The organism is Sphaerisporangium dianthi, assembly GCF_042654065.1.
GTDB classification, from domain to species: Bacteria; Actinomycetota; Actinomycetes; order Streptosporangiales; family Streptosporangiaceae; genus Sphaerisporangium; species Sphaerisporangium dianthi.
The window spans coordinates 33,754-57,497 of record NZ_JBHSFP010000026.1 but is presented as its reverse complement, the minus strand read 5'-3'; the positions used below and the strand labels follow the sequence as shown (position 1 = coordinate 57,497).

Annotated in this window: 26 protein-coding genes; 17 read left to right on the top strand and 9 right to left on the bottom strand. The window is 70.0% G+C overall.

Translation table 11 applies throughout. The features are described 5' to 3' along the window. The first annotated feature begins 50 nt into the window (after window positions 1–50). The 6 genes from ACFO60_RS29360 to ACFO60_RS29335 all read left to right on the top strand — a co-directional run bounded on the left by ACFO60_RS29360 (window position 51) and on the right by ACFO60_RS29335 (window position 5,708). Window positions 51–917 carry a carbohydrate ABC transporter permease gene (locus tag ACFO60_RS29360; RefSeq protein WP_380846420.1) on the top strand — a complete coding sequence of 289 codons (867 nt, stop codon included), beginning with the start codon at window positions 51–53 and terminating at the stop codon, window positions 915–917. Further along, on the top strand, window positions 917–1,828 hold the full coding sequence (locus tag ACFO60_RS29355; RefSeq protein WP_380846417.1) for a carbohydrate ABC transporter permease: 912 nt from the start codon (window positions 917–919) through the stop codon (window positions 1,826–1,828). Before ACFO60_RS29360 ends, ACFO60_RS29355 begins: the two co-directional genes overlap by 1 nt. Further along, the gene (locus ACFO60_RS29350) at window positions 1,828–2,895 is read left to right on the top strand and encodes an ABC transporter ATP-binding protein (protein ID WP_380846414.1); all 1,068 of its coding nucleotides are present in this window, start codon (window positions 1,828–1,830) and stop codon (window positions 2,893–2,895) included. Before ACFO60_RS29355 ends, ACFO60_RS29350 begins: the two co-directional genes overlap by 1 nt. Then, entirely contained in the window at window positions 2,895–3,971 is a 1,077-nt protein-coding gene (locus ACFO60_RS29345; protein WP_380846411.1) for an ABC transporter ATP-binding protein, read from the top strand. The genes ACFO60_RS29350 and ACFO60_RS29345 overlap by 1 nt, the downstream gene beginning before the upstream one ends. Window positions 3,972–4,006: 35 nt before the next feature. Continuing rightward, entirely contained in the window at window positions 4,007–4,171 is a 165-nt protein-coding gene (locus ACFO60_RS29340; protein ID WP_380846408.1) for a hypothetical protein, read from the top strand. A gap of 76 nt (window positions 4,172–4,247) precedes the next feature. Further along, a complete protein-coding gene (locus tag ACFO60_RS29335) occupies window positions 4,248–5,708 on the top strand; it encodes an NAD-dependent succinate-semialdehyde dehydrogenase (protein WP_380846405.1) in 1,461 nt (486 codons plus the stop codon). On the opposite strand, the gene ACFO60_RS29330 is transcribed toward ACFO60_RS29335, so the two are convergent. Continuing rightward, complete coding sequence (locus tag ACFO60_RS29330) at window positions 5,684–5,845, bottom strand: hypothetical protein (RefSeq protein WP_380846402.1); 162 nt, start codon at window positions 5,843–5,845, stop codon at window positions 5,684–5,686. The two genes, ACFO60_RS29335 and ACFO60_RS29330, sit on opposite strands and share 25 nt — an antisense overlap. Here ACFO60_RS29330 and ACFO60_RS29325 point away from each other — a divergent pair. After that, window positions 5,844–7,079: an iron-containing alcohol dehydrogenase gene (locus ACFO60_RS29325; protein WP_380846399.1), complete on the top strand. Its 1,236-nt coding sequence runs from the start codon at window positions 5,844–5,846 to the stop codon at window positions 7,077–7,079. The two genes, ACFO60_RS29330 and ACFO60_RS29325, sit on opposite strands and share 2 nt — an antisense overlap. Before the next feature lie 371 nt (window positions 7,080–7,450). Here ACFO60_RS29325 and ACFO60_RS29320 read toward each other — a convergent pair whose 3' ends face one another. Both ACFO60_RS29320 and ACFO60_RS29315 read right to left on the bottom strand, forming a co-directional pair. Continuing rightward, window positions 7,451–7,933: a hypothetical protein gene (locus tag ACFO60_RS29320; protein ID WP_465269891.1), complete on the bottom strand. Its 483-nt coding sequence runs from the start codon at window positions 7,931–7,933 to the stop codon at window positions 7,451–7,453. After that, window positions 7,930–8,163 (bottom strand): winged helix-turn-helix domain-containing protein, encoded by a 234-nt coding sequence (locus ACFO60_RS29315; RefSeq protein ID WP_380846396.1) that lies wholly within the window; start codon window positions 8,161–8,163, stop codon window positions 7,930–7,932. The genes ACFO60_RS29320 and ACFO60_RS29315 overlap by 4 nt, the downstream gene beginning before the upstream one ends. 554 nt (window positions 8,164–8,717) lie before the next feature. Between ACFO60_RS29315 and trxA the strand changes: the two genes are divergently transcribed. From trxA to ACFO60_RS29285, 6 genes are all read left to right on the top strand, one after another. Continuing rightward, window positions 8,718–9,161 (top strand): thioredoxin, encoded by a 444-nt coding sequence (gene trxA, locus ACFO60_RS29310; RefSeq protein ID WP_380846393.1) that lies wholly within the window; start codon window positions 8,718–8,720, stop codon window positions 9,159–9,161. Next, on the top strand, window positions 9,145–10,815 hold the full coding sequence (locus ACFO60_RS29305) for an FAD-dependent oxidoreductase (protein WP_380846390.1): 1,671 nt from the start codon (window positions 9,145–9,147) through the stop codon (window positions 10,813–10,815). The genes trxA and ACFO60_RS29305 overlap by 17 nt, the downstream gene beginning before the upstream one ends. Before the next feature lie 27 nt (window positions 10,816–10,842). Continuing rightward, entirely contained in the window at window positions 10,843–11,292 is a 450-nt protein-coding gene (locus ACFO60_RS29300) for a DUF1931 family protein (protein ID WP_380846388.1), read from the top strand. Between the two features lie 201 nt (window positions 11,293–11,493). Continuing rightward, window positions 11,494–12,645 (top strand): glutathione-independent formaldehyde dehydrogenase, encoded by a 1,152-nt coding sequence (locus ACFO60_RS29295; RefSeq protein WP_380846385.1) that lies wholly within the window; start codon window positions 11,494–11,496, stop codon window positions 12,643–12,645. A 118-nt stretch (window positions 12,646–12,763) separates the two neighbouring features. Beyond that, window positions 12,764–13,240, top strand: a complete 477-nt coding sequence (locus ACFO60_RS29290) for an ester cyclase (RefSeq protein WP_380846382.1) — start codon at window positions 12,764–12,766, stop codon at window positions 13,238–13,240. Window positions 13,241–13,636: 396 nt separating this feature from the next. Then, window positions 13,637–14,746 (top strand): DUF2267 domain-containing protein, encoded by a 1,110-nt coding sequence (locus tag ACFO60_RS29285; RefSeq protein ID WP_380846379.1) that lies wholly within the window; start codon window positions 13,637–13,639, stop codon window positions 14,744–14,746. A gap of 188 nt (window positions 14,747–14,934) precedes the next feature. On the opposite strand, the gene ACFO60_RS29280 is transcribed toward ACFO60_RS29285, so the two are convergent. From ACFO60_RS29280 to ACFO60_RS29265, 4 genes are all read right to left on the bottom strand, one after another. Continuing rightward, complete coding sequence (locus ACFO60_RS29280; protein WP_380846376.1) at window positions 14,935–15,735, bottom strand: ABC transporter permease; 801 nt, start codon at window positions 15,733–15,735, stop codon at window positions 14,935–14,937. Between the two features lie 3 nt (window positions 15,736–15,738). After that, a complete protein-coding gene (locus tag ACFO60_RS29275) occupies window positions 15,739–16,521 on the bottom strand; it encodes an ABC transporter permease (RefSeq protein ID WP_380846373.1) in 783 nt (260 codons plus the stop codon). Beyond that, the gene (locus ACFO60_RS29270; protein WP_380846370.1) at window positions 16,521–17,414 is read right to left on the bottom strand and encodes an ABC transporter ATP-binding protein; all 894 of its coding nucleotides are present in this window, start codon (window positions 17,412–17,414) and stop codon (window positions 16,521–16,523) included. The genes ACFO60_RS29275 and ACFO60_RS29270 overlap by 1 nt, the downstream gene beginning before the upstream one ends. A 180-nt stretch (window positions 17,415–17,594) precedes the next feature. Next, window positions 17,595–18,011, bottom strand: coding sequence for an organic hydroperoxide resistance protein (locus tag ACFO60_RS29265; protein WP_380846367.1), 417 nt, complete (start codon window positions 18,009–18,011; stop codon window positions 17,595–17,597). Between the two features lie 75 nt (window positions 18,012–18,086). Here ACFO60_RS29265 and ACFO60_RS29260 point away from each other — a divergent pair, with 75 nt between their 5' ends. Further along, complete coding sequence (locus ACFO60_RS29260; protein ID WP_380846364.1) at window positions 18,087–18,578, top strand: MarR family winged helix-turn-helix transcriptional regulator; 492 nt, start codon at window positions 18,087–18,089, stop codon at window positions 18,576–18,578. Continuing rightward, the gene (locus ACFO60_RS29255) at window positions 18,568–20,943 is read left to right on the top strand and encodes a phosphoketolase family protein (RefSeq protein ID WP_380846655.1); all 2,376 of its coding nucleotides are present in this window, start codon (window positions 18,568–18,570) and stop codon (window positions 20,941–20,943) included. Before ACFO60_RS29260 ends, ACFO60_RS29255 begins: the two co-directional genes overlap by 11 nt. A gap of 141 nt (window positions 20,944–21,084) precedes the next feature. On the opposite strand, the gene ACFO60_RS29250 is transcribed toward ACFO60_RS29255, so the two are convergent. Next, entirely contained in the window at window positions 21,085–21,489 is a 405-nt protein-coding gene (locus ACFO60_RS29250) for a cupin domain-containing protein (RefSeq protein WP_380846362.1), read from the bottom strand. 312 nt (window positions 21,490–21,801) lie between these two features. Between ACFO60_RS29250 and ACFO60_RS29245 the strand changes: the two genes are divergently transcribed. Continuing rightward, window positions 21,802–22,122, top strand: coding sequence for an STAS domain-containing protein (locus tag ACFO60_RS29245; protein WP_380846359.1), 321 nt, complete (start codon window positions 21,802–21,804; stop codon window positions 22,120–22,122). 105 nt (window positions 22,123–22,227) lie between these two features. On the opposite strand, the gene ACFO60_RS29240 is transcribed toward ACFO60_RS29245, so the two are convergent. Continuing rightward, complete coding sequence (locus ACFO60_RS29240; RefSeq protein WP_380846357.1) at window positions 22,228–22,980, bottom strand: GAF and ANTAR domain-containing protein; 753 nt, start codon at window positions 22,978–22,980, stop codon at window positions 22,228–22,230. Between the two features lie 338 nt (window positions 22,981–23,318). Between ACFO60_RS29240 and ACFO60_RS29235 the strand changes: the two genes are divergently transcribed. After that, on the top strand, window positions 23,319–23,651 hold the full coding sequence (locus ACFO60_RS29235) for a hypothetical protein (protein ID WP_380846354.1): 333 nt from the start codon (window positions 23,319–23,321) through the stop codon (window positions 23,649–23,651). Window positions 23,652–23,744 lie beyond the last annotated feature (93 nt).

Below are 23,744 nucleotides of genomic sequence, written 5' to 3'. Positions count from 1 at the left end.
CGGTGCAGGAGGCGTCCGCGACGCCGCCTGCACCGGGCCGGTCCCGCCGGTTGAGCGACCGCTGGCTCGCCGTGGCCTTCATCTCCCCCGCGTTGCTGCTGTTGCTCGCGATGTCGGTGTTCCCGTTGCTGTGGGCGTTGTACCTGTCTTTCACCGACTACTCGGCCACCCGCGGGGGGCAGGCCCATTTCATCTGGTTCGAGAACTACACCGCCGTCCTGACTTCGGCGCAGGTCCACCTGAGGGCCTGGACGACGGTGATCTACGTGGTCGGCGCGGTCGCCCTGCAGACCGTGCTCGGTTTCACCATCGCCTACCTGATCTCACGGCGCGTGCACGGGCGAGGACTGCTGACCACTCTGTTCCTGGTTCCGATGATGCTGTCGCCGGTCGTGGTCGGGCTGTTCTGGCGGTTCATGCTCGACGCGCAATTCGGCGTGATCAACAGCATGCTCGGCTCGCTCGGCCTGGGGCAGGTGGAGTGGCTCACCCGGCAGCGAACGGCACTGATCTCCCTGATCGTGGTCGACACCTGGCAATGGACGCCGTTCATCATGCTCATCGCACTTGCGGGCCTCACCGCGGTTCCCAAGTACTTGTACGAGGCCGCCTCGATCGATCGGGCGTCCGAGTGGTTCCGGTTCCGCACCATCACTCTTCCGCTGGTGTGGCCGCTGCTTCTCATCGCCGTGTTGTTCAGGGCCATCGAGGCCTTCCGGCTGTTCGACCTCGTCTACATCCTCACCAGCGGAGGTCCGGGGGTCTCCACCGAGACGTTGTCGTTCCACGTCTACAAGGTCGCGTTCCTGGGCTTCAACACCGGAACCGCCTCGGCGTACGGGATCCTCATGGTCCTCGTCGTCATCGTCCTCACGCAGCTCTACCTGCGCTACTTGAACAAGCTCAAGGAGGACTGATGGCCCTCTCCGTCGACGAGGCCGTGTCCCCGGGTCCTGTCCGGGATCACACGCCCCCCGCGCGCCGCTTCGGCGGCCGAGGCCGCTCGGTGCTGGAGGTCGCGCTGCTGACCGTACTGGCCGTCGTGATGCTCTTTCCGGTGCTGTGGATGATCGAGACGTCCATCAAGGAGAACCGGGACGTCTACGCCATCCCGGCCAAGTTCTTCGACTTCAAGGTCACCATGGACCATTACAAGGACGTGTTCGTCGGCTCCGGCGGCGGTCGTTCGACCTTGTCGGTCTCGTTCCTCAACTCCGTCGTGGTCGCCGGGGTATCCACGGCGCTGGCCACCGTGCTGGGGGTCCCGGCGGCCTGGGCCTACTCACGCTTCGCCGTGAAGGCCAAGAAGGACCAACTGTTCTTCATCCTGTCCACCCGCTTCATGCCGCCCGTGGTGGTCGTGATCCCGATCTTCCTCATGTACCGCCAAGCCGGACTCATCAACACCCAGCTCGGCCTGATTCTCATCTACGCCGCGTTCAACGTCCCGTTCACGATCTGGATGATGAAGGGGTTCGTCGACGAGGTGCCCCCGGAATACGAGGATGCCGCCATGCTCGACGGCTACACCCGCTTGCAGGCGTTCCGGCGATTCACCCTTCCCCTGCTCCTGCCCGGCATCGCCGCGACCGCGGTCTTCGCACTCATCTTCTCGTGGAACGAGTTCGTGTTCGCCATCTTCCTCACCTCCAGCGACACCGTGCGGACGGCCCCGCCCGCCATCGCCGGCCTCATCGGTGGCACCACCGTGGACTGGGGTCTCGTGGCCGCCGCATCCGTGGTGTTCGCCCTGCCGGTGCTCGTCTTCGCCTACCTGGTGCGCAAGCACCTCGTCGCCGGTGTGACGCTCGGGGCGGTGCGACGCTGATGGCGGGCATCGAGGTGACCTCCCTGCACAAGCGCTACCCGGACGGGACGGTCGCGGTCGACCACGTGGACCTGTCCATCGGCGACGGCGAGCTGTTCGTGATGCTCGGCCCTTCGGGTTGCGGCAAGACGACCACGCTGCGGGCCATAGCCGGCCTGGAGAGGCAGACGACGGGCGACATCCGCATCGGCGACACGCTGGTCAACGACCTGCCGCCCGCCGAGCGCGACATCGCCATGGTGTTCCAGTTCTACGCTCTCTACCCGCATCTGAGAACCCGCGACAACCTGGCGTTCCCACTGCGGGCCGAGGGACTGCCCAAGGCGGAGGTGCGCGAGCGGGTCGACGAGGCCGCCCGGCTGATGCGTCTCGGCCCGCTCATGGACCGGCGACCGCGCCGGCTGTCCGGCGGGGAGCAGCAGCGCGTCGCGCTCGCTCGCGCCCTGGTGCGACGTCCGCGCGCATTCCTCATGGACGAACCTCTCACCAATCTGGACGCGGAGCTGCGGGCGGACATGCGTACGGAGATCAAGCATCTGCAGGGGGAGCTGGGGACGACGATGGTCTACGTCACCCACGACCAAGTCGAGGCGATGTCGCTCGGTCACAGAATCGCCATCCTCAACAAGGGCCGCGTCGAGCAGATCGGCACGCCGCTGGAGGTCTACGACCGTCCGGCGAGTCTCTTCTGCGCCGCGTTCATCGGCTCCCCGCCGATGAACCTGATCGAGGTGGAGGTGGCCGACGGGAAGCTGCGGGGTAAGGGCGGACTGGTCCTCGCGCCACCGCCAGGCCTGCCGCGTGACCGTTGCCTGGTCGCGGGCGTCCGGCCGGAGGCGCTGGAAGTCACAGAGCCAGGGGCGGAACGTTCGGTCCCGGCCCGCGTGGTCTCGGCGGAATGGCTGGGCGACGAGATCATCTACGTGGTCGACCACGGCGGTGAGCGCGACGTACGGGTTCGGATGCCACCGACCGTCCGTTTCGACGCCGACGCACCGGTCGGGCTGCGGCACACCGGCGGCCCCCCGGCGGTCTACGACGTGAGCACGGAAGAGCTGGTGGCCTGATGGGAACCGTGGCAGCGCACGGGCTGTGCAAGTCCTTCGGTAAAGTCCAGGCCCTGGACGGGGTGACGCTGGACGTGCCGGACGGATCGTTCTTCGTCGTGCTCGGCCCCTCCGGGGCGGGCAAGACGACGACCCTGCGAGCGATCGCCGGCCTTGAGAAGCTCGACGCCGGGTCGGTGCATCTGGACGGCAGGGACGCGACCGGTGATGCCCCGGCCGCACGCGACCTGGCCATGGTCTTCCAGAACTACGCCCTCTACCCGCGACACACGGTGTACGAGAACATCGCTTCGCCGCTGCGGGCACGCCGCCGTTCTTCGAGCGAGATCGCCGCTGCCGTCGAGCAGATGTCGAGCCTGCTGCACATCGAACGTCTGCTGCAGCGTCGTCCGGCGCAGTTGTCGGGCGGTGAGATGCAGCGTGTCGCCCTGGCTCGGGCGCTGGTCCGTCGCCCGCGCGCGTTTCTCATGGACGAGCCGCTGACGAACCTCGACCTCAAGCTCCGCGTCGAGATGCGCACCGAGCTCACCCGCATCCACCGCAGCCTCGGAGCGACCTTCCTCTACGTGACCAACGACCAGGTCGAGGCCCTGTCCATGGCCGACCAGGTCGCGGTCCTCAGGGAGGGGAAGGTGCAACAGGTCGGAACGCCGACCGAGGTGTACGAGCGGCCGGCCAACCAGTGGGTCGCGGGCTTCGTCGGGAGCCCGCAGATCAGCCTGCTCGCCTGCCACGCCGAGGGAGATCGTCTGGTCGGGGCGGAAGGCTGGACGCTGCCGCGGCCCCGCTGGGCCACGGCTGAGGACGGTCGTCCGCTGCTGCTGGGCCTGCGCTCAGAGGACCTGTCCGTCGAGCAGCGTGGGAACGCGTCGTTGCCGGGTGAGCTCTACGGCCTTGAGCCGCTCGGTGACCGAACGGTGGTCGACGTCCGAGTGGGGACGCAGATCCTCAAGGTCAAGGCACGACCCACCGTCACCGGCACGCCGGGCGAGCGGCTGCATGTCACGGTCGACCTGGACCGTGCGCACCTGTTCGATGCGGGCACCGGGCTGGCGCTGTCCGAGGCCGGGAGGTAACCGCGCAGGGCGGCGACGTCGACATGCTCCCGCACGTGGCGATCGAGCCCCGGCGGACCGTCACCGGTGAGCACGGCCTGACGACGCTGAAGCGGCCATGGCCCGAGAAGGCGATCGGTGGCGCGGGGCGTCGCCCCGCAGCCAGGGCCAAGGCCGCGTTCGGCCCGCTCGGCGGCCTCGGCCCCGACGAGGTCGCGTGACCCGTTCGTCAACGCGCGTGGCGCGATCGCCGAGGTCACGCCGGACATCACCAGGAACATCACAGGAGGCGACGCGATGAGTGACCCGATGAACGTCCTGGCCCCCGAGCACCGGCGGCTCCGGATCGGCGACGCCTGGCGCGACGCCGCCGGCGGAGCCACCTTCGCCGTCGAGGACCCGGCCACCGGCAAGACCATCGCCGAGGTGGCGAACGCCGACGTCGTTGACGGGCTCGCCGCTCTGGACGCGGCGAGCAAGGCAATGGCGGAGTGGGCGGCGACCCCGCCGCGGAAACGATCAGAGCTGTTGACCGCGACGTACCGGGCACTGACCGAGCGATCCGAGGAGGTCGCCCGGCTGATAACGCTCGAGATGGGCAAGCCGCTCGCCGAGGCTCGGGCAGAGGTGGCCTACGGCGCCGAGTTCTTCCGCTGGTTCGCCGAGGAGGCGGTGCGCGTCGAGGGGCGCTACAACACCGCTCCCGCAGGTGGGTATCGCATCCTCACCGTGCCGAAGCCGGTCGGACCGTGCGTCTTCGTGACGCCCTGGAACTTTCCGTTGGCCATGGGTGCCCGCAAGATCGCTCCCGCGCTGGCGGCGGGCTGCACGACGATCACCAAGCCGGCATCCCAGACGCCACTCACCATGCTGCTGCTGGCCCGCGTCATGGAGGAGGCCGGCGTTCCCCCGGGCGTCGTCAACGTCGTGACGACCGAGCGTGCCGGCGAGGTGGTCTCGGCACTGCTTGCCGACCGTCGGACCCGCAAGCTTTCGTTCACCGGGTCGACCGAGGTCGGGCGCGTGCTGCTACGACAGGCGGCGGACAACGTGCTGCGCACCTCCATGGAACTGGGCGGCAACGCGGCCCTGATCGTGTGCGCCGACGCGGACCTGGACGTCGCGCTCGACGGTGCCATGGTGGCCAAGATGCGCAACATCGGGGAGTCCTGCATCGCGGCCAACCGAATCTACGTCGAGGAGCCGGTGCGCGAGGAGTTCACGGCGCGCTTCGCCGAGCGGATGGGCGCGCTCTCGGTGGGCCATGGTCTCGACGACGGCGTGGACGTCGGGGCGTTGATCGACGAGGCCTCGGTCACCAAGATCGACGAGCTCGTCGCCGACGCGGTCGATCGCGGCGCCCGTGTCCTGGTGGGCGGCGAGCGTCCGGATGGGCCGGGCCACTTCTACCCGCCTACGGTCCTCGTCGACGTGCCCGAAGACGCGCGGATGCTGGAAGCGGAGATCTTCGGCCCGGTGGCGCCCATCATCTCGTTCACGTCCGACAAGGAGGTGATGGCGAAGGCCAACGACACCGAGCACGGCCTGGTCGGATACGTCTTCACCCGTGACCTCCAGCGGGCGCTCCGGTTCGCCGAGGGGCTGGAGACGGGGATGATCGGCATCAACCGTGGTCTGATCTCCGACCCGTCGGCTCCGTTCGGAGGCGTGAAGCAGTCCGGGATCGGCAAGGAGGGGTCGCACGAGGGCATCCTTGAGTACCTCGACGTCACCTACGCGGCGATCGACCTGCCGTGACCGGCCTGCTGCTCCGGGCGCCCGGCGCGCGCCTGCGCCACCGGGCGGACGACCTTGCCGACGCCGTCCCGGTCTCGCAGGTGACCTGGACGTCCGCCCAGCACATCACCGCCGACGTTCCAGAGAGGCACTGACATGCTTGAGACCGTCCGCGGACCACGCCAGCTGATAGTGGGCGAAGGGGTCGCGCAGAACATCCCACGAGTGGTGGCCGAGTGTGGCTCGCGAGTCCTCATCGTGACCGACCGGGTTCTTCTGGGGCAGCCGGGCGTGGCCGAGATCGTGGCCGCCGTGCGGGAGAAGGTCGACGTCGTCGGGGTGTTCGCCGACGCGACTCCGGACGTGCCACTCGCCGATGTCACCCTGGCCGTCTCGGTCGCCGCAGAGGTGGACGCCGACGTGATCCTCGCCATCGGGGGTGGCACGGTGATCGACCTCGCCAAAATCGTCGGCGTCATCCGGCGCCACGGCGGGACGCCGCGCGACTTCTACGGCGAGTCGAAGGTGCCGGGGCCGACGATTCCTCTCGTCGCGGTCCCGACGACGTCAGGCACCGGCTCCGAGCTCACGCCCGTCTCGGTGCTGACCGACCCGGACCGCGCTCTGAAGGTGGGGGTCTCCAGCGTCCACATCGTGCCCGACTTCGCCATCGTCGACCCCGAGCTCACCTACACCTGCCCTGCGACCGTCACCGCCCACTCCGGCATCGACGCGTTCTGTCACGCGGTGGAGAGCTACACCGCGCGACCCCGGGCCCACGGACCGCGCGACCCGGTGGAGCAGGTCTTCCTCGGCCGCAACCCGATCACCGATCACTACGCGCTCCTGGCCGCGGAGCGGATCGCCCGCAGCTTGCCCCATGTCGTCAGGGACGGAGGCGACAAGGACGCGCGCGCGGACATGTCCTATGGGTCCATGCTGGCCGGGCTCGCATTCTCCCACGCGGGCAACGCGGCTCCGCACGCCCTCCAGTACCCCATCGGCGCGGCCACCCACACACCGCACGGCCTGGGCGTCGGGCTGCTGCTGCCCTACGCGCTGGACGCGGCCAGGGATGCCATCGCCGACCGGTTGGCCATCCTCGCCGGGGTGTGCGGGCTCGACGTGACCGACGCCTCGGATGCCGAGGCCGCAGATACGTTCCTCACCTGGCTCGACGGGCTCCTTGCCGAGATCGGCATCCCTGCCACCTTGGCGGACATCGGCGTGGCGCGCGCCGACCTCCCGCGCTTCGCGGAGATGGCCGGCGGCGTCACCCGCCTGATCCAGAACCATCCAGGCCCGACCGACACCGCCAGCCTGACCGCGATCCTCGAAGCGGCCTGGATCGGGGACCGGACCCGACACGTCCTGACTCCGGAGCAGAGGTAGCGACGGGCCTTCACATGACGACGAGTTCCCTGCCCCACCCTGGGCATCGGAACTGTCGGCTACGCCTCGACTTGCCCGCCAGGCCGTAGGACCGTGACTCGCCTGGATCGACGCCCAGCCGTGTGGCCGGCCCGGCCACCGCAACCGGCGGCGCCGACGACACCTTGTCCGGGACGAACCCCGGCCACGGCGACGCGCACAACGCGACCGCCGACCCAGGCCGGTCCGCCGGCCCCCGCCCAGGATCAAGGGGAGCCAGGACGTTCTACGCCGGTTTGATCTGTTTACAACCACTACGCGATGAACCCGCAAGACAGCTCACCGCTACCCGCAACTCGGCCTCTCGCCGTGGCTGCAGGAGTTCGGGGCCCTCACCACTGTTCGCGTTCGAGGGTTTCCCGGACCCGCGCCATCAGGCCGGCCCGGTCGACGCCGGCCAGGGCGAGCGCGCGGGGGACGGTGCCGATCTCGGTCTCCAGGATGCCGAGCAGCAGGTGGGCGGGGCGCAGATCCTTCTTGCCGGTGGCGGCGGCGAAGCCGCGTTCGACCGCGAGCCGGGCCGACGCCCCGGGCTTCGGCGGGTTCCCGGTGTCCCGGCTCGGCTTCGGGAGGTCGTAGGCGGTGAGGGATACGCCGACGGCGCTCAGGCTGTGCTCGAACTCCCGGTCCAGGGCCTGCCTGATCTCCTGCCTCCCGAGGCGCGCCGCGGTCAGGACGCGGTGCGCGGCGGTGCCTTGGTGAGCGGCGATCGCCAGCAGGAGGTGGTGGGCCTCGGTCGCCGCGGAGCCGTCCTCCAGCGCCTCGGCCGCTCCGCGCGTGACGACGTCGTTGATGTAGTGGTCCATTGCGCTCACTGTCGTCTCCTCAGCTTCACGCCCGCGGCGATGAGCCGTTTGACGTGCTTCTTGTGGACCGCCTGACGGGTGACGCCGAGCGCCTCGGCGACGTCCGGCCAGCTCCAGCCCGCGCGCATGGCCTGCTCTACGGCCGCGTCCTCCAGATGATCGGCCAGGCGCCGCAGCGCCGCCACGGCGGCCAGGGCGTCGGCGGGGTCGTGGGGCGTGGATACGTCTTCTGCCGACATGGAGCAACCGTAGTTGACTATTTGGTGCTGGTCAACCGTGGTTGCCTCCCGATGATCGTGCGCCGGACGCCGCCGTCAACGTCGGCTCGATCAACGCCCACCGGTCATCGGACAGGCACTGCGGTAGGCGCGCCGGAATCCATGGATGATCAACGACTCGGCCGCTCCTCCGATACGGACAGATCATTGCGAAACAAGATCAGATGCCCTCTTGGTCATTCCGCCGCGTCCCCGGGCCGGTTCAGACTCCTCCGCCGCAGAACGTGGGCTCGGTCGAGCCGAGTTCGTCGCCTGGGTGGCGGCGCGGTCATGGACATCCGGGCCCGACCCGAAAGCGAGCTTCGCTGCCGCCGGTCGGTGTCGCGGGGGTGCTGCGAAGCGCCTTCGGCGGCGGGGCTAGCTTGGTAAGTGGACGAGGCTGAGCAGCGGTTCGTCGCTGAGCGGCCGCCAAGGCCGGTGGATCGTCGCCGGCGACGCCCTTGACGGGGCGGTCATCGATGCCGGGATAGGCCGGCGGCGCTCTCGGTGACATATGAGAACTCGGGGGTCTGACCATGCGGTCCCAGACCAAGGACGCGAGCATCGTTCGATGCTCGAAATGCGGGCGGAAGAACCGGCTGCCCAGGGCCGCTTCGGGGATCCCGCAGTGCGGTGACTGCCATCAACCCCTTGCCTGGGTCACCGAGGCGTGGGACGAGGACTTCAGCGAGGTCGTCGAGGCGGCCCGGATCCCGGTGGTCGTCGACTTCTGGGCACCCTGGTGCGGCCCCTGCCGCATGGTCAGCCCGGCGCTGGAGCAGGTCGCGGCCGATCTTGCCGGCCGGATGAAGCTGGTGAAGGTGAACGTGGACGAAGCGCCCCGGCTGTCGGAACGCTTCGCCGTGCAGGCCATCCCGACGCTTGTCGTGATCGATCAGGGCCGGGTCGTCACCCGGCGATCGGGCGCGGCGCCGGCTCCCGCTCTACGCGAATGGGTGGACGATGCGCTGGCCGCCTGAGCTCTGCGAGACGCCGGACCCGCAGGGGGCCTACCCGCGGCTGAGCGACGCGCAGCTCCAGGCGCTGGCCCCGCACGGCGAGCGGCGCCGGGTCCGCCAGGATGAGGTCCTTTACGCGGAGGGCCTTCCGTGCACCGAATTCTTCGCGGTCCTGGCCGGAAAGGTGGCGACGGTCGAGGGATTCGGAGTCGAGGACCAGGTGATCGGCGTCCACGGGGCAGGCCGGTTCCTGGGAGAGCTCAACGTGCTCACCGGCCAGGTGGGCTTCGTCACCGGCGTGGTGGCCGAGGACGGCGAGGTCCTCGCCGTGCCGGCGGACGCGCTCCGCCGCCTGGTCGCCGATGATCCGGCGATCGGCGACCTCATCCTGCGGGCCTACCTCATCCGCCGCACGATGCTCATCGGACTGGGGGCCGGCTTCCGCATCATCGGCTCCCGCTTCTCGGCCGATTTCCGGCGGCTGCGCGAGTTCGCGGCACGCAACCGGCTGCCGCACCGGTGGATCGACCTGGAGCAGGACCAGGAGGCAGAGCGGTTCCTGCGGAGCATGGGCGTCACTCCCGAGGAGACCCCGGTCGTGATCTCGCGTGGCGAGACGGTGCTCCGCAACCCGAGCAACGCGGAGCTTGCCCGGGCGATCGGGCTGTCCGCACCACGGGTACAGGAGACCCAATGCGACCTGCTCGTCATCGGCGCCGGGCCGGCGGGGCTGGCCGCGGCGGTCTACGGGGCGTCGGAGGGCCTCGCGACGATGATTTTGGACAATGTCGCGACGGGCGGCCAGGCGGGCACCTCCTCACGGATCGAGAACTACCTCGGCTTCCCGTCCGGGATCTCCGGCGGTGAGCTGGCAGAACGGGCGGCGATCCAGGCCGGCAAGTTCGGCGCGCGTTTCTACGTCCCCGCGCAGGCATGCGGACTGCACCTGAACGCGGGCGACCACATCGTCACCGTAGGGGAGGGCGGCACGATCCACGCGCGCACCCTGATCATCGCGACCGGCGTCCGCTACCGCAGACTCGACATCGGGAACCTGGAGAAATTCGAGCCCACGAGCGTCTACTACGCGGCGACCATGTTCGAAGCCCAGATGTGCGAGCGGGACCCGATCGTCGTCGTGGGCGGAGGCAACTCGGCCGGCCAGGCCGCCCTGTTCCTGGCCCGGCACGCCGCCTGCGTCCGACTGCTCGTGCGGGACGACGCACTGTCCAGGAACATGTCCCGCTACCTGGCCGTTGAGATCGAACGGCATCCCCGGATCCAGATCATGCTGAACACCGAGGTCCGGGAGCTGATCGGGGACGAGAGGCTCGCCGCGGTCATCGCCGAGGACAACCGCGCCGGCGAGCGTTCCACGATCGAGGCCCGCGCGATGTTCATCTTCATCGGCGCGGAGCCCTACACCGCCTGGCTGGCCGACGAGATCGCGCTCGACCCTCGGGGCTACATACTGACGGGCGCGGACGCCACCCGGTCGGGCAAGGAAGGCATGCCCGCCTCCGCCGGCCGGCCGTTCCCACTGGAGACGAGCAGGGCGGGCATTTTCGCGGCCGGGGACGTGCGGAGCGGGTCGGTCAAGCGGGTGGCCGCGGCGGTCGGTGAAGGCGCCATGGCCGTACGGCTGATCCACGACTACCTCCAAGCTGGAGAGTGATCGCGGGCCGGAAGGAAGGAGACCTCCATGGTTGTCATGGCGGTGCCGAGATTCGAACGCCTTTTCCGCAGTGCCGCGGGTGTCGACGTCGACAAGGACGACCTGCGGCGCTACAGCGACTTCGTGAACGACAAGGTCCACGACCTTCTGGTGATCGGCCAGGCCCACGCCAAGGCGAACCGTCGCGACATCATCGAACCCTGGGATCTACCCGTCACCAAGGGCCTCCAGGAGAGCATCCACCGGTTCCGCCTCCTGGATGAGGACATCGAGCTGAAACCCATCCTGGAGCAGCTCGCCATGCTGCCTCCGCTCGATCTGTCGATCGGCGAGGAGACCGCCGGCCGCCTGCCCGAGATCGTCGGCGGCCTGTCCGTGGCACTGGCTCGGACTTTCAAGGTCGTGGATCCGGAGCTGAAGAACCCCGCGACGGAGCAGTGGGAGCGCACGATAGGCGTGTTCGACCTGCTGCTCTGAGGCGGCCGGGACGGCCTCGGCGATCAGCTCCGATGCCCGCCCCAGGCGCCCGGAGACTTCGGCGCCGCGTCCAGCCAAGGGCGCGGTCACAGCGAACGAGGAAGGAGGCATGACCGTTGACCTGCTGCACGGCGCAGAACCCTTCGTCCCGTCGCTGACGGGTAAGGCGATCCTTCGCAAACAATCGCATGCGAGGAAATCATGAGAGCAGTCGTATACAACGGACCTCGACAGGTCAATGTCGAGAACGTCCCAGACGCGCGCATCGAGCGGCCCACCGATGTCCTGGTTCGCATCACCACGACCAACATCTGCGGGTCGGACCTGCACATGTACGAAGGCCGGACCGACTTCGAGACAGGCCGGGTCCTCGGCCACGAGAACCTCGGCGAAGTGGTCGAGATCGGATCGGCCGTCGACCGCATCCGCGTCGGCGACGTGGTCTGCATCCCGTTCAACATCTCGTGCGGCTTCTGCGTCAACTGCGAAAAGGGCCTGACGGCCTACTGCCTCACCACCAATCCCGAGCCGGGCATGGCCGGGGCGGCATACGGCTTCGCGGACATGGGGCCCTACAGCGGCGGCCAGGCCGAGCTGTTGCGCGTGCCCTACGGCGACTTCAACTGCCTCCTCCTTCCCGACGACGCGAAGGAGAAGCAGAACGACTACGTCATGCTCGCCGACATCTGGCCCACCGGCTGGCACGCGACTCAACTCGCCCAGGTAGAGGCGGGCGACTCGGTCGTGATCTACGGAGCGGGGCCCGTCGGGCTGATGGCCGCCTACTCCGCCACGCTCAAGAGCGCGAGCAAGGTGATGGTCGTCGACCGCCACCCCGACCGGCTCGCCAAAGCCGAGGAGATCGGCGCGATCGCGATCGACGACTCCCAGTCGCCCCCCGTCGATCAGATCATGGAACTCACCAAGGGCCTGGGCGCCGACCGGGGCTGCGAATGCGTGGGCTACCAGGCGCACGACCCACAGGGGCACGAGCACCCCAACATGACGCTCAACAACCTCGTCAAATCGGTCAAGTTCACCGGGACCATCGGCGTCGTCGGCGTCTTCATCCCATCGGATCCCGGCAGCCCGGACGATCTCTTCAAGCAGGGCGAGATCGCCTTCGACTACGGGATGTTCTGGTTCAAGGGCCAGATGATCGGCAACGGCCAGTGCAACGTGAAGCGCTACAACCGGCAGCTCTGCACGCTCATCCACGAAGGGAAGGCCCGGCCGTCCTGGGTCGTCTCGCATGAACTGAACCTGGACGACGCACCGGACGGCTACGAGCACTTCGACCGGCGGGATCTCGGCTGGACCAAGGTCGTCATCCATCCAGGCGAGCTCAGCTGACACGCGACGCCCAGGCCGCCACCGCGGGTGCGCACGCCCTCACGGCGGCCGTCCCCGGGCGAAGGCCGGCCGCCGTGATGGCGCGTCCAACGCCGGAAGGGGCCCTGTCGAGGAGGTGATGACCATGGGCGACGCTCACGCGCTCAAGGACAAGCTGCTCGAGGCCTTCAACGCCCACGATCTGGATCGTGTTCTTCAATGCCACAGCCGGGACGGGGTCCTGGTGACCCCGGAGGGCGTCGCGGAAGGACACGACCAGATCGCCTCGTTCTACGAGGAGGTCTTCAAAGGGTTTCCGGACCTGCGCATGACGATCTGGCACACCGTGTCCTGCGCCGATCCCGCGGTGACCGAATGGATGCTCACCGGCACGCATGACGGGCCTTTGGCACTGCCCGGCGGGGGTGTGCTGGACGGAACCGGCCGTCCTGTCGCCGTTCGCGGCACCAGCACCTGCTCCGTCGGCAACGACAAGATCATCACTCATCGGATCTACTACGACCAACTCGAGCTGTACAGCCAGCTTGGTGGCGAACTCCTCTTCGACGATCGCTCGACATCCGCAGCCGAGGGACGGCCGTCGCCCGGCGACTGAGAATTCGATGTCGCCACCCGTGCGGCGTGGTACCGGGCGACTCCACGGACACCCGTCGGTCACTCCGCCGACGGTGGTCCGCCGACGGCTCCGGGCCGCCCGCCGGCACCGCGCCCGAGGGACGGTCTCACATCGGCGATCAACCGGGCGTCCTGGTGGTGGAACTGATCCCCAACGGCCGCTCGCGGACCCGCGCGACATCAACCTGGAGATCGAGCCGCAGGCTACCCGCCATGGCCACGCGCCCCGCCCACCTCGGCGACCGCGCCGAACGGCGAGGCGCGTGGCCGGCTGTTTCACGGCCATGAGAGCACGACTCGATACACTACGCATATATAACGCGACTGCGGGTAGTCAGTGCCGGGGTTTCGCCCGGCGACCGGCAGAGGAGCGCCAATGGCCACCAGTGATCAGCGTCTGCCGGAGATCGTCGTCGGACTCGTGGCGACCCCGCCGGACTACCCGGCCCAGGTGGTCGCGCGGCTCGCCGCCGAGCTGGCCGACCGGCTCGCCGAGCGGGTGGCAGCGGACGTGCGGTGGACCGTCCGGGAAGGCTGGGGTGAAGTGGCTCCGCGCCGCGACGGCGGCGTTGAGGCGCTACTCGACGATCTCGCCCGCCGGCGCGCCGACGCCCGGTGGGACGTCGCGATCTGCCTGACCGACCTGCCGCTGCACACCCAGCGGATGCCGCTGGTCGGGCAGACGTCCGCCCGGCGCCGAGTCGCGATGGTGTCCTTGCCCGCGCTGGGGCTGCGCCAGCTGCGAGCGGTCCGCGCAGCCGTTCCGGGTCTGGTGGGCCGGCTGCTCACCGACGCTTCCGAGGAGCGGGTGCCGCCGGCCGCCTGGGCACCGGCCGAGCTGGTCGGCCAGGTTGCCGCCATTCACCGCGTGGTCGGCGAGGCTGACGCCGGGGAAGTGATCTACATCGCCTCGCGGCTGATCGGCCGGGTGCGGCTGGTGATCGGAATGGTCCGGGCCAACCGCCCGGGGCGCGCCCTGCTGGGCCTGTCCAAACTGCTGGTCGGCGCCTTCGGCACGGCCGCGTTAGCGCTCACCACCGACACCATCTGGCAGATGGGCGATGCGCTCGGCGGGCTCCGCCTCACCGTGATCATGTTCCTCGGGCTGACCGCGCTGGTGGCCTGGCTGATCGTCGCGCACGACCTATGGAAGAGACCGGACCAGGAGACACCCGCTGAGCTGGCCCGGCTGTTCAACCTGGGCACGGTCCTCACCCTGAGCCTGGCCACCGCGGTGTCCTATCTGGTGCTGTTCGCCGGAACGATACTCGCAGCAGCGCTGCTGATCGACACATCCGTGCTGGAACAGACCCTGCAGCGGCCGGTCGATTTCACCGACTACCTGATACTGGCCTGGATCATCAGCTCGCTGGCCACCGTCGGCGGCACGATCGGCTCCGGGCTGGAGGACGAGGAGACGGTGCGGGCCGCCGCTTACGGCTACCATCCCGAACCCGGCGGCCGGCGGGACGAGAAGGACGCGTAGTTCCCGCCCCGGAGCAGGACTCATCCGCACTGCCGGGCGGGCACCGCGGACCAGCGCCGCCGGACAGACCATGCGGTGGCACTCAACCGTGCTACCGCTCCACTCATATGGCCCGGGCTCCGCGGCCGGCACCTCGCCTCGCGGACCGGTGGGGACTCGCGTCCTGCTCGCGCCGGGAGGGAGGCGGGTCAGACGCAAAGGACGCGCTGGAGGCGGCGGGAGGCGAACCACAGGCCGCCTGCGACCATGACCAGCAGGTAGGCGACGTGCGCGAGCAGACCCCAGCGCGGGTCGCCGATGGACAGGCCCCGGACCAGCTCGACCGCGTGGTACAGCGGGGTGAGCTGGACGAACACCTGCATGGCCGCCGGGTAGTCGCCGACGGGGGAGAAGGTGCCGGAGAACAGGAACAGGGCGAACTGCCCGGTCGTCAGCAGGTCGAAATCCTGCCAGCCGCGCATCAGCGTGCTGACCGCCATGCCGGCGGCGCCGAACGCCAGCCCGACCAGGATCGTCGCGGCAAAGGCGGCCAGCGCCCACAGCGGCTCGGTCAGACCGAGCGCCGCCATGATCAGGACGAACGCGCCGGTGTACAGCGACCCGCGGATCATGGCCCAGCCGAGCTCGCCGAGCGCGAGCTCGAGCGGCCGCACCGGCGTGGCGAGAATGGCGTCGAAGGTCTTCTGGTACTTCATCTTGTGGAAGAAGTTGAACGTGGTCTCGGCCAGCGCGCCCGACATCGCCGAGACCGCCAGCATGGCCGGGGCGACGTAGGCGGCGTACGGCAGGGACCGCCCGCCCACCGGGAGGTCGCCGACCAGCGCGCCGACGCCGACGCCGATGGACAGCAGGTACAGCAGCGGCTCGAAGAAGCCCGACAGCAGCACCAGCCAGTAGGCGGGGCCCGAGCGCAGCGCCCCGAGGTTGCGGCCGATCACCGCGCCGACCCGGGCGGGGGCCACCCGGGCGGCGATCATCGTGGTCACCATGTGTCAGTCCTGGAGTCGCTTGCGGAAGGCGTGGAAGGCCCACAGTGTGCCCGCCGCGGCGAAGGCCAGCAGGTAGGCGACGTGCGCGGCGACCGGCCAGGATGGTGCGGTGCCGAGCGTGGCCGAGCGGTTGAGTTCGACGCCGTGCCACAGCGGCGACAGGTAGGCCAGCGGCCGGGCGAGGGCGGGCATCTGTTCCACGGGAAAGAACACCCCGCTGAACAGCGAGGCGGGGATCATCACGAAGCGGAACACCAGGGCGAAGTAGCCGTCGTTGTCGACGCCGGCCGCGAAGGCCATCGTGGGGGCGGCGGCGGCCAGGGCGACCAGCGCGCACACCAGCGGCGTGACCAGCGCCCACGGCGAGTGCAGCGCGCCGAACAGCGAGGTGACGGCCAGGAACACCAGCACCCCGACCTCGGCGCGGATCAGGATGTACAGCAGCCAGCCGCAGACCATGTCGCCGATCTGGACGGGGGTGGCGCGCATGGCGTGGTAGGCGCGTGCCCATTTGAAGTCGCCGAGGACGTGGTAGGTGCACTCGCCGATCGACATCTGGAAGGCGGTCGAGGCCAGCACGCCCGGGACGATCCATGACAGGTAGTCGGCTCCGTCGATGCGGCCGACGTACCCGCCGACGCCCAGGCCGATGCTGAGCAGGAACAGCACGGGCAGCCCGAAGGAGGAGAACGCCGAGGCGGTCCACAGCCGGCGGTACAGAACGAGGGCGCGCTCCAGCACCGCGAGCGTCGAGCGGGCCGAGACCTGGCCGGTGAGCGAAGCCATCAGTCGACCAGCGTCCGGCCGGTGAGGTGCAGGAAGACGTCCTCCAGGGTGGAGCGGCGCACCAGCACGCTGGAGGGGGTGAGCCCGCGCCGGTGCACCTCGGCGGTGGCGGCGTCGCCGTCGGCCGTGTACACCAGCAGGCGGTCGGGCAGCGGGTCGACGCGCTCGCCGATGCCGGTCAGCTTGGCCGCCAGGTCGGCGGGGCGCTCGTCGCCGAAGCGCAGTTCGACCACCTCGGGGGTGGAGTAGGTCTGGATGAGCGAGCGCGGCGAGCCCTCGGCGACGATGCGGCCGCCGTCCATCACGACCAGCCGGTCGCACAGCTGTTCGGCCTCGTCCATGTAGTGGGTGGTGAGCACCAGGGTGGTGCCGCGCCGCTTGAGCTGGAACAGCCGCTCCCACAGCAGATGGCGGGCCTGCGGGTCGAGGCCGGTGGTGGGTTCGTCGAGCAGGATGATGTCGGGGTCGTTGACCATGGCCCTGGCGATGGTGAGCCGGCGCTTCATGCCGCCCGACAGTGGTTCGACCTTGCTGCCGGCGCGGTCGGCCAGCCGCACGAACTCCAGCAGCTCGTCCGCCCGGCGGTGCGCCTCGTGCCGGCCGATGCCGAAATAGCGGGCGTAGACGGTGAGGTTCTCGCGCACGCTCAGGTCGGGGTCGAGGTTGTCCAGCTGGGGGCAGACGCCGAGCCGCCCGCGGATGCGGGCGCCGTCGCGGGAGGGGTCCATGCCGAGGATGCGAAGCTCGCCCGCCGTCGGCAGCGACACGCCGCTGATCATGCGCATCGTGGAGGACTTGCCGGCGCCGTTGGGGCCGAGGAAGCCGAACGCCTCGCCGGGCGCCACCGACAGGTCGATGCCGTCCACCGCGGTGAAGTCGCCGAAGCGTTTCACCAGGCCACGCGCAAAGATCAGAGGTTGTTGCGACACGAGGCAGAACCCTAGCCAAGTCCCCCGACAGTTCCGCAACGCATTTTCCGCGCCTCCCGCCTCCAGGCTTCCCGTTCGCCGGGGGGCAGGCCGGGGGAGGGCGCGCCGGGCGGGGCGGGAGGACGGCGCGCCCGGCGGCCGGGCCTACTCGACGACCAGCTCGACCGGGATGTTGCCCCGGGTGGCGTTCGAATAGGGGCACACCTGGTGGGCGGCCTCCACCAGGGCGCGGCCCTGCTCGCCCTGCAGCTCGTCGGGCAGCTCCACCCGCAGCGTGACGGTGAGGCCGAACGCGCGGTCCTCGCCCTGGACCAGCCCGACCTCGGCGGTGACGGCCGCGTGCGAGACGTCGAGCTTCGTCCGCCGCGCGACCTCGCCGAGGGCGCTGGAGAAGCAGGCGGCATACCCGGCGGCGAACAGCTGCTCGGGGTTGGTGCCCTCGCCGGTGCCCCCGAGCGTCTTGGGCGGCGCGAGGGTGACGTCCAGCAGGCCGTCGGAGGAGACCGCGCGGCCCTCCCTGCCGGAGGCGGTGGCGACGGCGGTGTACAGGACGGTGCTCATGGCGCTTCCCTTCGATGGAGACAATTGAATTGTGCACAATTTAATTGTGTGCAGTCAAGTTGTACACTGGACGCCATGTGGGAAGAGCCGCCGCGACTGGACGATCAGGTCTGCTTCGCCATGCACGCCGCCTGCCGCGCGCTGGACGGCGTCTACCGGCGCGAGCTCGCCGGCCTCGGCCTCACCTACCCCCAGTACCTGCTGATGCTGGCGCTGTGGGAACGCCCGCACGCCGACGGCCACGCCCCCACCGTCAAACAGCTCGGCTCCGCGCTACGGCTCGACTCGGGCACCCTGTCGCCGCTGCTGAAACGGCTGGAGGCCGCGGGCCTGGTGCGCCGCGAACGCGACCGGCTCGACGAACGGTCGGTGCGGGTGGTCCTCACCTCCGCGGGCTCGGCGCTGCGCGAGCGGGCCGGGCGGGTGCCCGCGCGCATCTTCGCCGCCACCGGGCTGACCGAGACCGAGGTGCGCGGCCTGCGCCGGCTTCTCGACCGCATCGCCACCTCCGCCGACGCCGCCGTGCTCTCCTTCGCGGACGCCACGGCGGAGGGCCCTGCGGGCTAGGGACCAAGGTCTCTGGAATCGCCGGCCGCGACGGGGAACGCTCTTATCCATGAGCGAGCTTGAGCGAGTCGATGCTTTCTGGCGTGCCGCCAACTACCTGTCGGTCGGGCAGATCTACCTGCTCGACAACCCGTTGCTCGGTGAGCCTTTGCTGCCGGAGCACATCAAGCCCCGCCTGCTCGGCCACTGGGGCACCACCCCCGGCCTGAACTTCGTCTTCGCCCACCTGAACAGGGTGATCAAGCAGCGCGACCAGGACATGATCTACATCGCCGGCCCCGGGCACGGCGGCCCGGCCGCCGTCGCCCACGCCTGGCTGGAGGGCAGGTACTCGGAGGTCTACCCCGAGGTCTCCCAGGACGAGAACGGGATGCGCCGGCTGTTCCGCCAGTTCTCCTTCCCCGGCGGCATCCCCAGCCACGTGGCCCCCGAGACGCCCGGTTCCATCCACGAGGGCGGCGAGCTCGGCTACTCCCTGGCCCACGCCTACGGCGCCGCGTTCGACAACCCCGATCTGGTGGTGGCGTGCGTCGTCGGGGACGGCGAGGCCGAGACCGGCCCGCTGGCCGCCAGCTGGCACTCCAACAAGTTCGTCAACCCGGCCAAGGACGGCGTCGTCCTGCCGATCCTCCACCTCAACGGATACAAGATCGCCAACCCGACGGTGCTGGCGCGCATCCCCGAGTCCGAGCTGATCAAGCTCATGGAAGGCTACGGCTACCGCCCCCACATCGTCGCGGGCGACGACCCGGCGGTCATGCATCGGCTCATGGCCGACACCCTGGACACGGTCTTCGAGCAGATCGCCGAGGTGAAGGCGGGCGCCGACAGGCGCTGGCCGATGATCATCCTGCGCACGCCCAAGGGCTGGACCGGCCCCAAGGAGGTCGACGGGCTGCCGGTCGAGGGCACCTGGCGCTCCCACCAGGTGCCGCTGGCCGTGGTCCGCGACGACCCGAGCAAGCTCGGCGAGCTGGAGCAATGGATGCGCTCCTACCGGCCCGAGGAGCTGTTCGACGAGCACGGCCGCCCGGTGGCCGAGGTGCGCGCCCTGGTGCCCGAAGGGCCGCGCCGCATGAGCGCCAACCCGCACGCCAACGGCGGCGAACTGCTCGACCCGCTGGTGCTGCCCGACTTCCGCGACTACGCCGTCGAGGTCAAGGCGCCGGCCACCTCCACCACCGAGCCGACCCGCACGCTGGGCGAGTTCGTGCGCGACATCATCAGCGCCAACCCCGCCAACTTCCGGCTGCTCGGCCCCGACGAGGTGGCCTCCAACCGGCTGGGCGCGGCGTTCGAGGTCACCGACCGGGTGTGGAACGCCGAGCGGCTGCCCACCGACGACCACATCGCCGCCGAGGGCCGGGTGATGGAGGTGCTGAGCGAGCACCTGTGTCAGGGCTGGCTGGAGGGCTACCTGCTCACCGGGCGCCACGGGCTGTTCACCTCCTACGAGGCGTTCATCCACATCATCGACGCGATGTTCAACCAGCACGCCAAATGGCTGGAGGCCTCGCGCAAGATTCCCTGGCGGCGTCCGATCGCCTCGCTGAACTACCTGCTCAGCTCGCACGTCTGGCGCCAGGACCACAACGGCTTCAGCCACCAGGACCCCGGGTTCCTGGACGTGGTGGTCAACAAGAAGGCCACCGTGGTGCGCGTCTACCTGCCGCCGGACGCCAACACCCTGTTGTCGGTCGCCGACCACTGCCTTCGCTCGCGCGACTACGTCAACGTCGTGGTCGCCGGCAAGCAGCCGGTGCTCGACCTGATGCCGATGGACGAGGCGATCCTGCACTGCACCCGCGGGCTCGGCATCCTGCAGTGGGCCTCCAACGACCAGGGCGTGGAGCCGGACGTGGTGCTGGCCTGCGCCGGCGACGTGCCCACCCTGGAGACGCTCGCCGCCGCCGACCTGCTGCGCCGCCACCTGCCCGACCTGAAGGTGCGGGTGGTCAACGTCGTGGACCTCATGCGGCTGCAGCCGGACACCGAGCACCCTCACGGCCTGACCGACACCGCCTTCGACGCCATGTTCACCGCCGACAGGCCCGTCATCTTCAACTTCCACGGCTATCCATGGCTGATCCACCGCCTGACCTACCGGCGCCACGGCCACGACAACCTGCACGTGCGCGGATACAAGGAGGAGGGCACCACCACCACGCCCTTCGACATGGCGATGATGAACGACATCGACCGCTACCACCTGGTCATGGACGTCATCGACCGCGTCCCTGGCCTGTCGGAGCGCTGCGGCCATCTGCGGCAGGAGATGGTCGACTCCCGTGCGCGGGCCCGGGCCCACACCCGCGAGTACGGCGAGGACATCGCCGAGGTCCGCGACTGGAGCTGGCAGCACTGACGCCCGCCGACGGGCCCCCGCCCCGCGTCCCGGCCGCCCCGCCTCGCGCCGGGACGCGAGGCGGGGCACAGGGCGCTTCCTCACCCGTCATCGGCTCCAGGGCGGGGCTGCGGTGGCGGCCGCCCGATCACCGGCCGGTGATCACACCGAGCCGAGCGGGTGGCCCGTGGTGGCGTCGACGTGACCGGGGACCGGGTCGTGGCGGTCGCCGACCGTGGAGGTCCCGCTCGGTTCGAACATCAGGATCGAGGCGCCGGCGGCCGAGGACGGCTTGTGCGGCACGCCGCGAGGCACGACGAACACCGCCCCCTTGGGCAGGGTGACGACGCGCTGCGCGCCGTCCTCCTGCTCGCGCAGGGCGATGTCCAGCTCGCCCTCCAGCACCAGGAAGAACTCGTCGGTCCCCTCGTGGGTGTGCCAGACGTGCTCCCCGGCCACCTTGGCGACACGGACGTCGTAGTCGTTGATCCGGGTGACGATGCGCGGGCTCCACAGCGCGTCGAAAGAGGCCAGCGCCGCGCCGAGCTCGATGGGTTCGTTGGTCATCGGGCCATCGTCGCACGCCCGGAATCGCGCCCGCGGCGACGTGCGCCGCGGCATCGGGCGGACGCCGGCGATTATCGCATCGCCGCTTCGGCGGGCCCGTCCGGGCGTTAGACTACGGAGCGAGTTGGCGTCTTCACTGAGGGTGCCCGACTCGCATTCGGTGTTCGTCGCATTTCGCGATTCTCCGTGACGCCCAGACCCAGCGGCACGTCGGTCTCGGTCGGCTGCGAGCGGTCAGAGCCTCGCGTGAGGCTCTGAGGCGCCCGTGCCCGGCAGAGTGTCTTGACACGCTGAGGGGCAGGGGTCCGGATCATGGACGCACTACGGCTGTCGACCGTGCGTTGTGGCGGCACGGTGACGGTGACCGTGGCGGGGGAGCTCGACATCGCCACGACCGATCGGCTGCGCGCGCACGTCGCGCACGCTCTCGCCGAAGCCCGCTGGTCACGGCTCGTCCTGGACGTCAGCGGCGTGTCGTTCATCGGCGCCGCCGGTCTGGGGGTCCTGATCGCGCTCCAGCGCCTTGCCCGCACGCAGCACACGGCGCTGTACCTCTCCGGAGTCACCCCCAGCCTGCATCGGCTCCTGAGGGTGACCCGGCTGGAGGAACACTTCCAGCATGCCGGGCCCTGAGCGCGTCAACCGGCGACCGCCCGCCGTCCGGCCTGCTCGCCCACCGGGCGTGGTCGCATCGGTGCCGGCTCGCGCGGAAGGCGCGCGGCGGGTGCGGGGCCCGGGTCAGCCTGTGGTGCCGGGTCGGGTTCGTACCGGTGCCGGCACGGTGATCTGCAGTCCGTTCCCGATGACCGCCCGCGCGATCTCGGTGATCTTGCTGTTGGTGCGCCGGGCGTGGGCGCGAAGGATCGTGAAGGCCTGGTCGACGGAGATGCCCAGCTGCTGAGCCAGCGCGCCCTTGGCCTGTTCGATCAGTACCCTGCTGTTCAGCGCGCCCTGGAGCTGGTCGGCGACCGCCTCGCCTCGCCGCACGAGGCGTTCGTGCAGGATGCCGATGGTGGCCACGTCGGCCAGGGCCTGGCCGAGCTCGACGTCTTCGGGATCCAGCGGGCCTGGTCCGGTGCCGAACAGATTCACCGCGCCGATGACCTCCTCGCGCAACCGCATCGGCAGCGCGTGCACCGCCCTGTAGCCGGTGGACACCGCGGCCGAGGCGAACAGCGGCCACTCGCCGCCGGTCCGGGCGAGGTCCTCGCAGTGCACGCCGGCCCCGGACCGGTAGGCGTCCAGGCAGGGCCCCTGGGCGCTCTGCAGCTGGAACAGCTCCAGCAGCCGGGTCTGCTCGCTGGAGGCGGCCAGCAGGTTCAAGGTGCCGTGATGGTCGGCGACCAGGACTCCGCACGCGGTCACCGCGAGCAGGTCGACGACCCGGTGGGCGAGGAAGTCGAGGAAGTCGATGACGTCGTAGTCGGTGACCAGTGTGTCGGCCAGCTCCACGAACGTCTGCCGGGCGAGCTTGTTCTGCGAGGTGTTCATTTCCGCTTCCTCCTTTCCTGTCATGCCGGCCCTAGGCGGCCGATCATCTCGGGCCGGCGCCGCGCCGATGTCCTTGCCGCCTCCCCGGTGCCGGGGCCGGTCGGCACCCGGCGGGCCACGACCGTGGCGGGCGCCCGCGCCGATCGGCTGTCCCGAGCGTAGGCGCAAGGCCCGCCGCCGGGCCACCGCGCCGGCCACCTCGAGGCCCGCCTTCAGATCTGGCGGGAAGCTCACCATGCCGGCCGACCCGGGATGCAGAGGTCTTTCGGCCCTGAGTATCCGGCGTGCATCGTGGCAGCCTGGCGAGCAGGAGCAGGGCTGCGGGAGGGACGTCGATCATGCGGAGTTCACGGCGGAAGAGCGGTCCGCCGGCCTTGGGAGTGGTGGCCTGCTACTGGTGGGCGCTCCGTGACCGGCAGCTCGCGTGGGACGGTACCGAGCAGGAGGCCCGGGGCCCGCAGCCGGGTGACGAGCTCCTGGACCATGCCGATCTGACGGCCACTCGCGCGATCACCATCGGCGCGCCCATCGAGCGGGTCTGGCCGCCGCTGATCGAGCCGGTCGCCGCGGTCTCTTTCGTGATGACGCGCAGGATGCTGCGAGGGATCAGGCTTCGAGCCGAGCAGGAGCCGCTCCGATCGGTGCGTGAGCGGGCGGGCGCGACGGGCTGAGGGGCGGCGCCGAGGACATGGCCCGGCGGAGGTGGCCGCGCCCGGCATCCCGGCGGGACGCACTCGCCCGCGGGCCCGGGCGCGGCCGCCCGG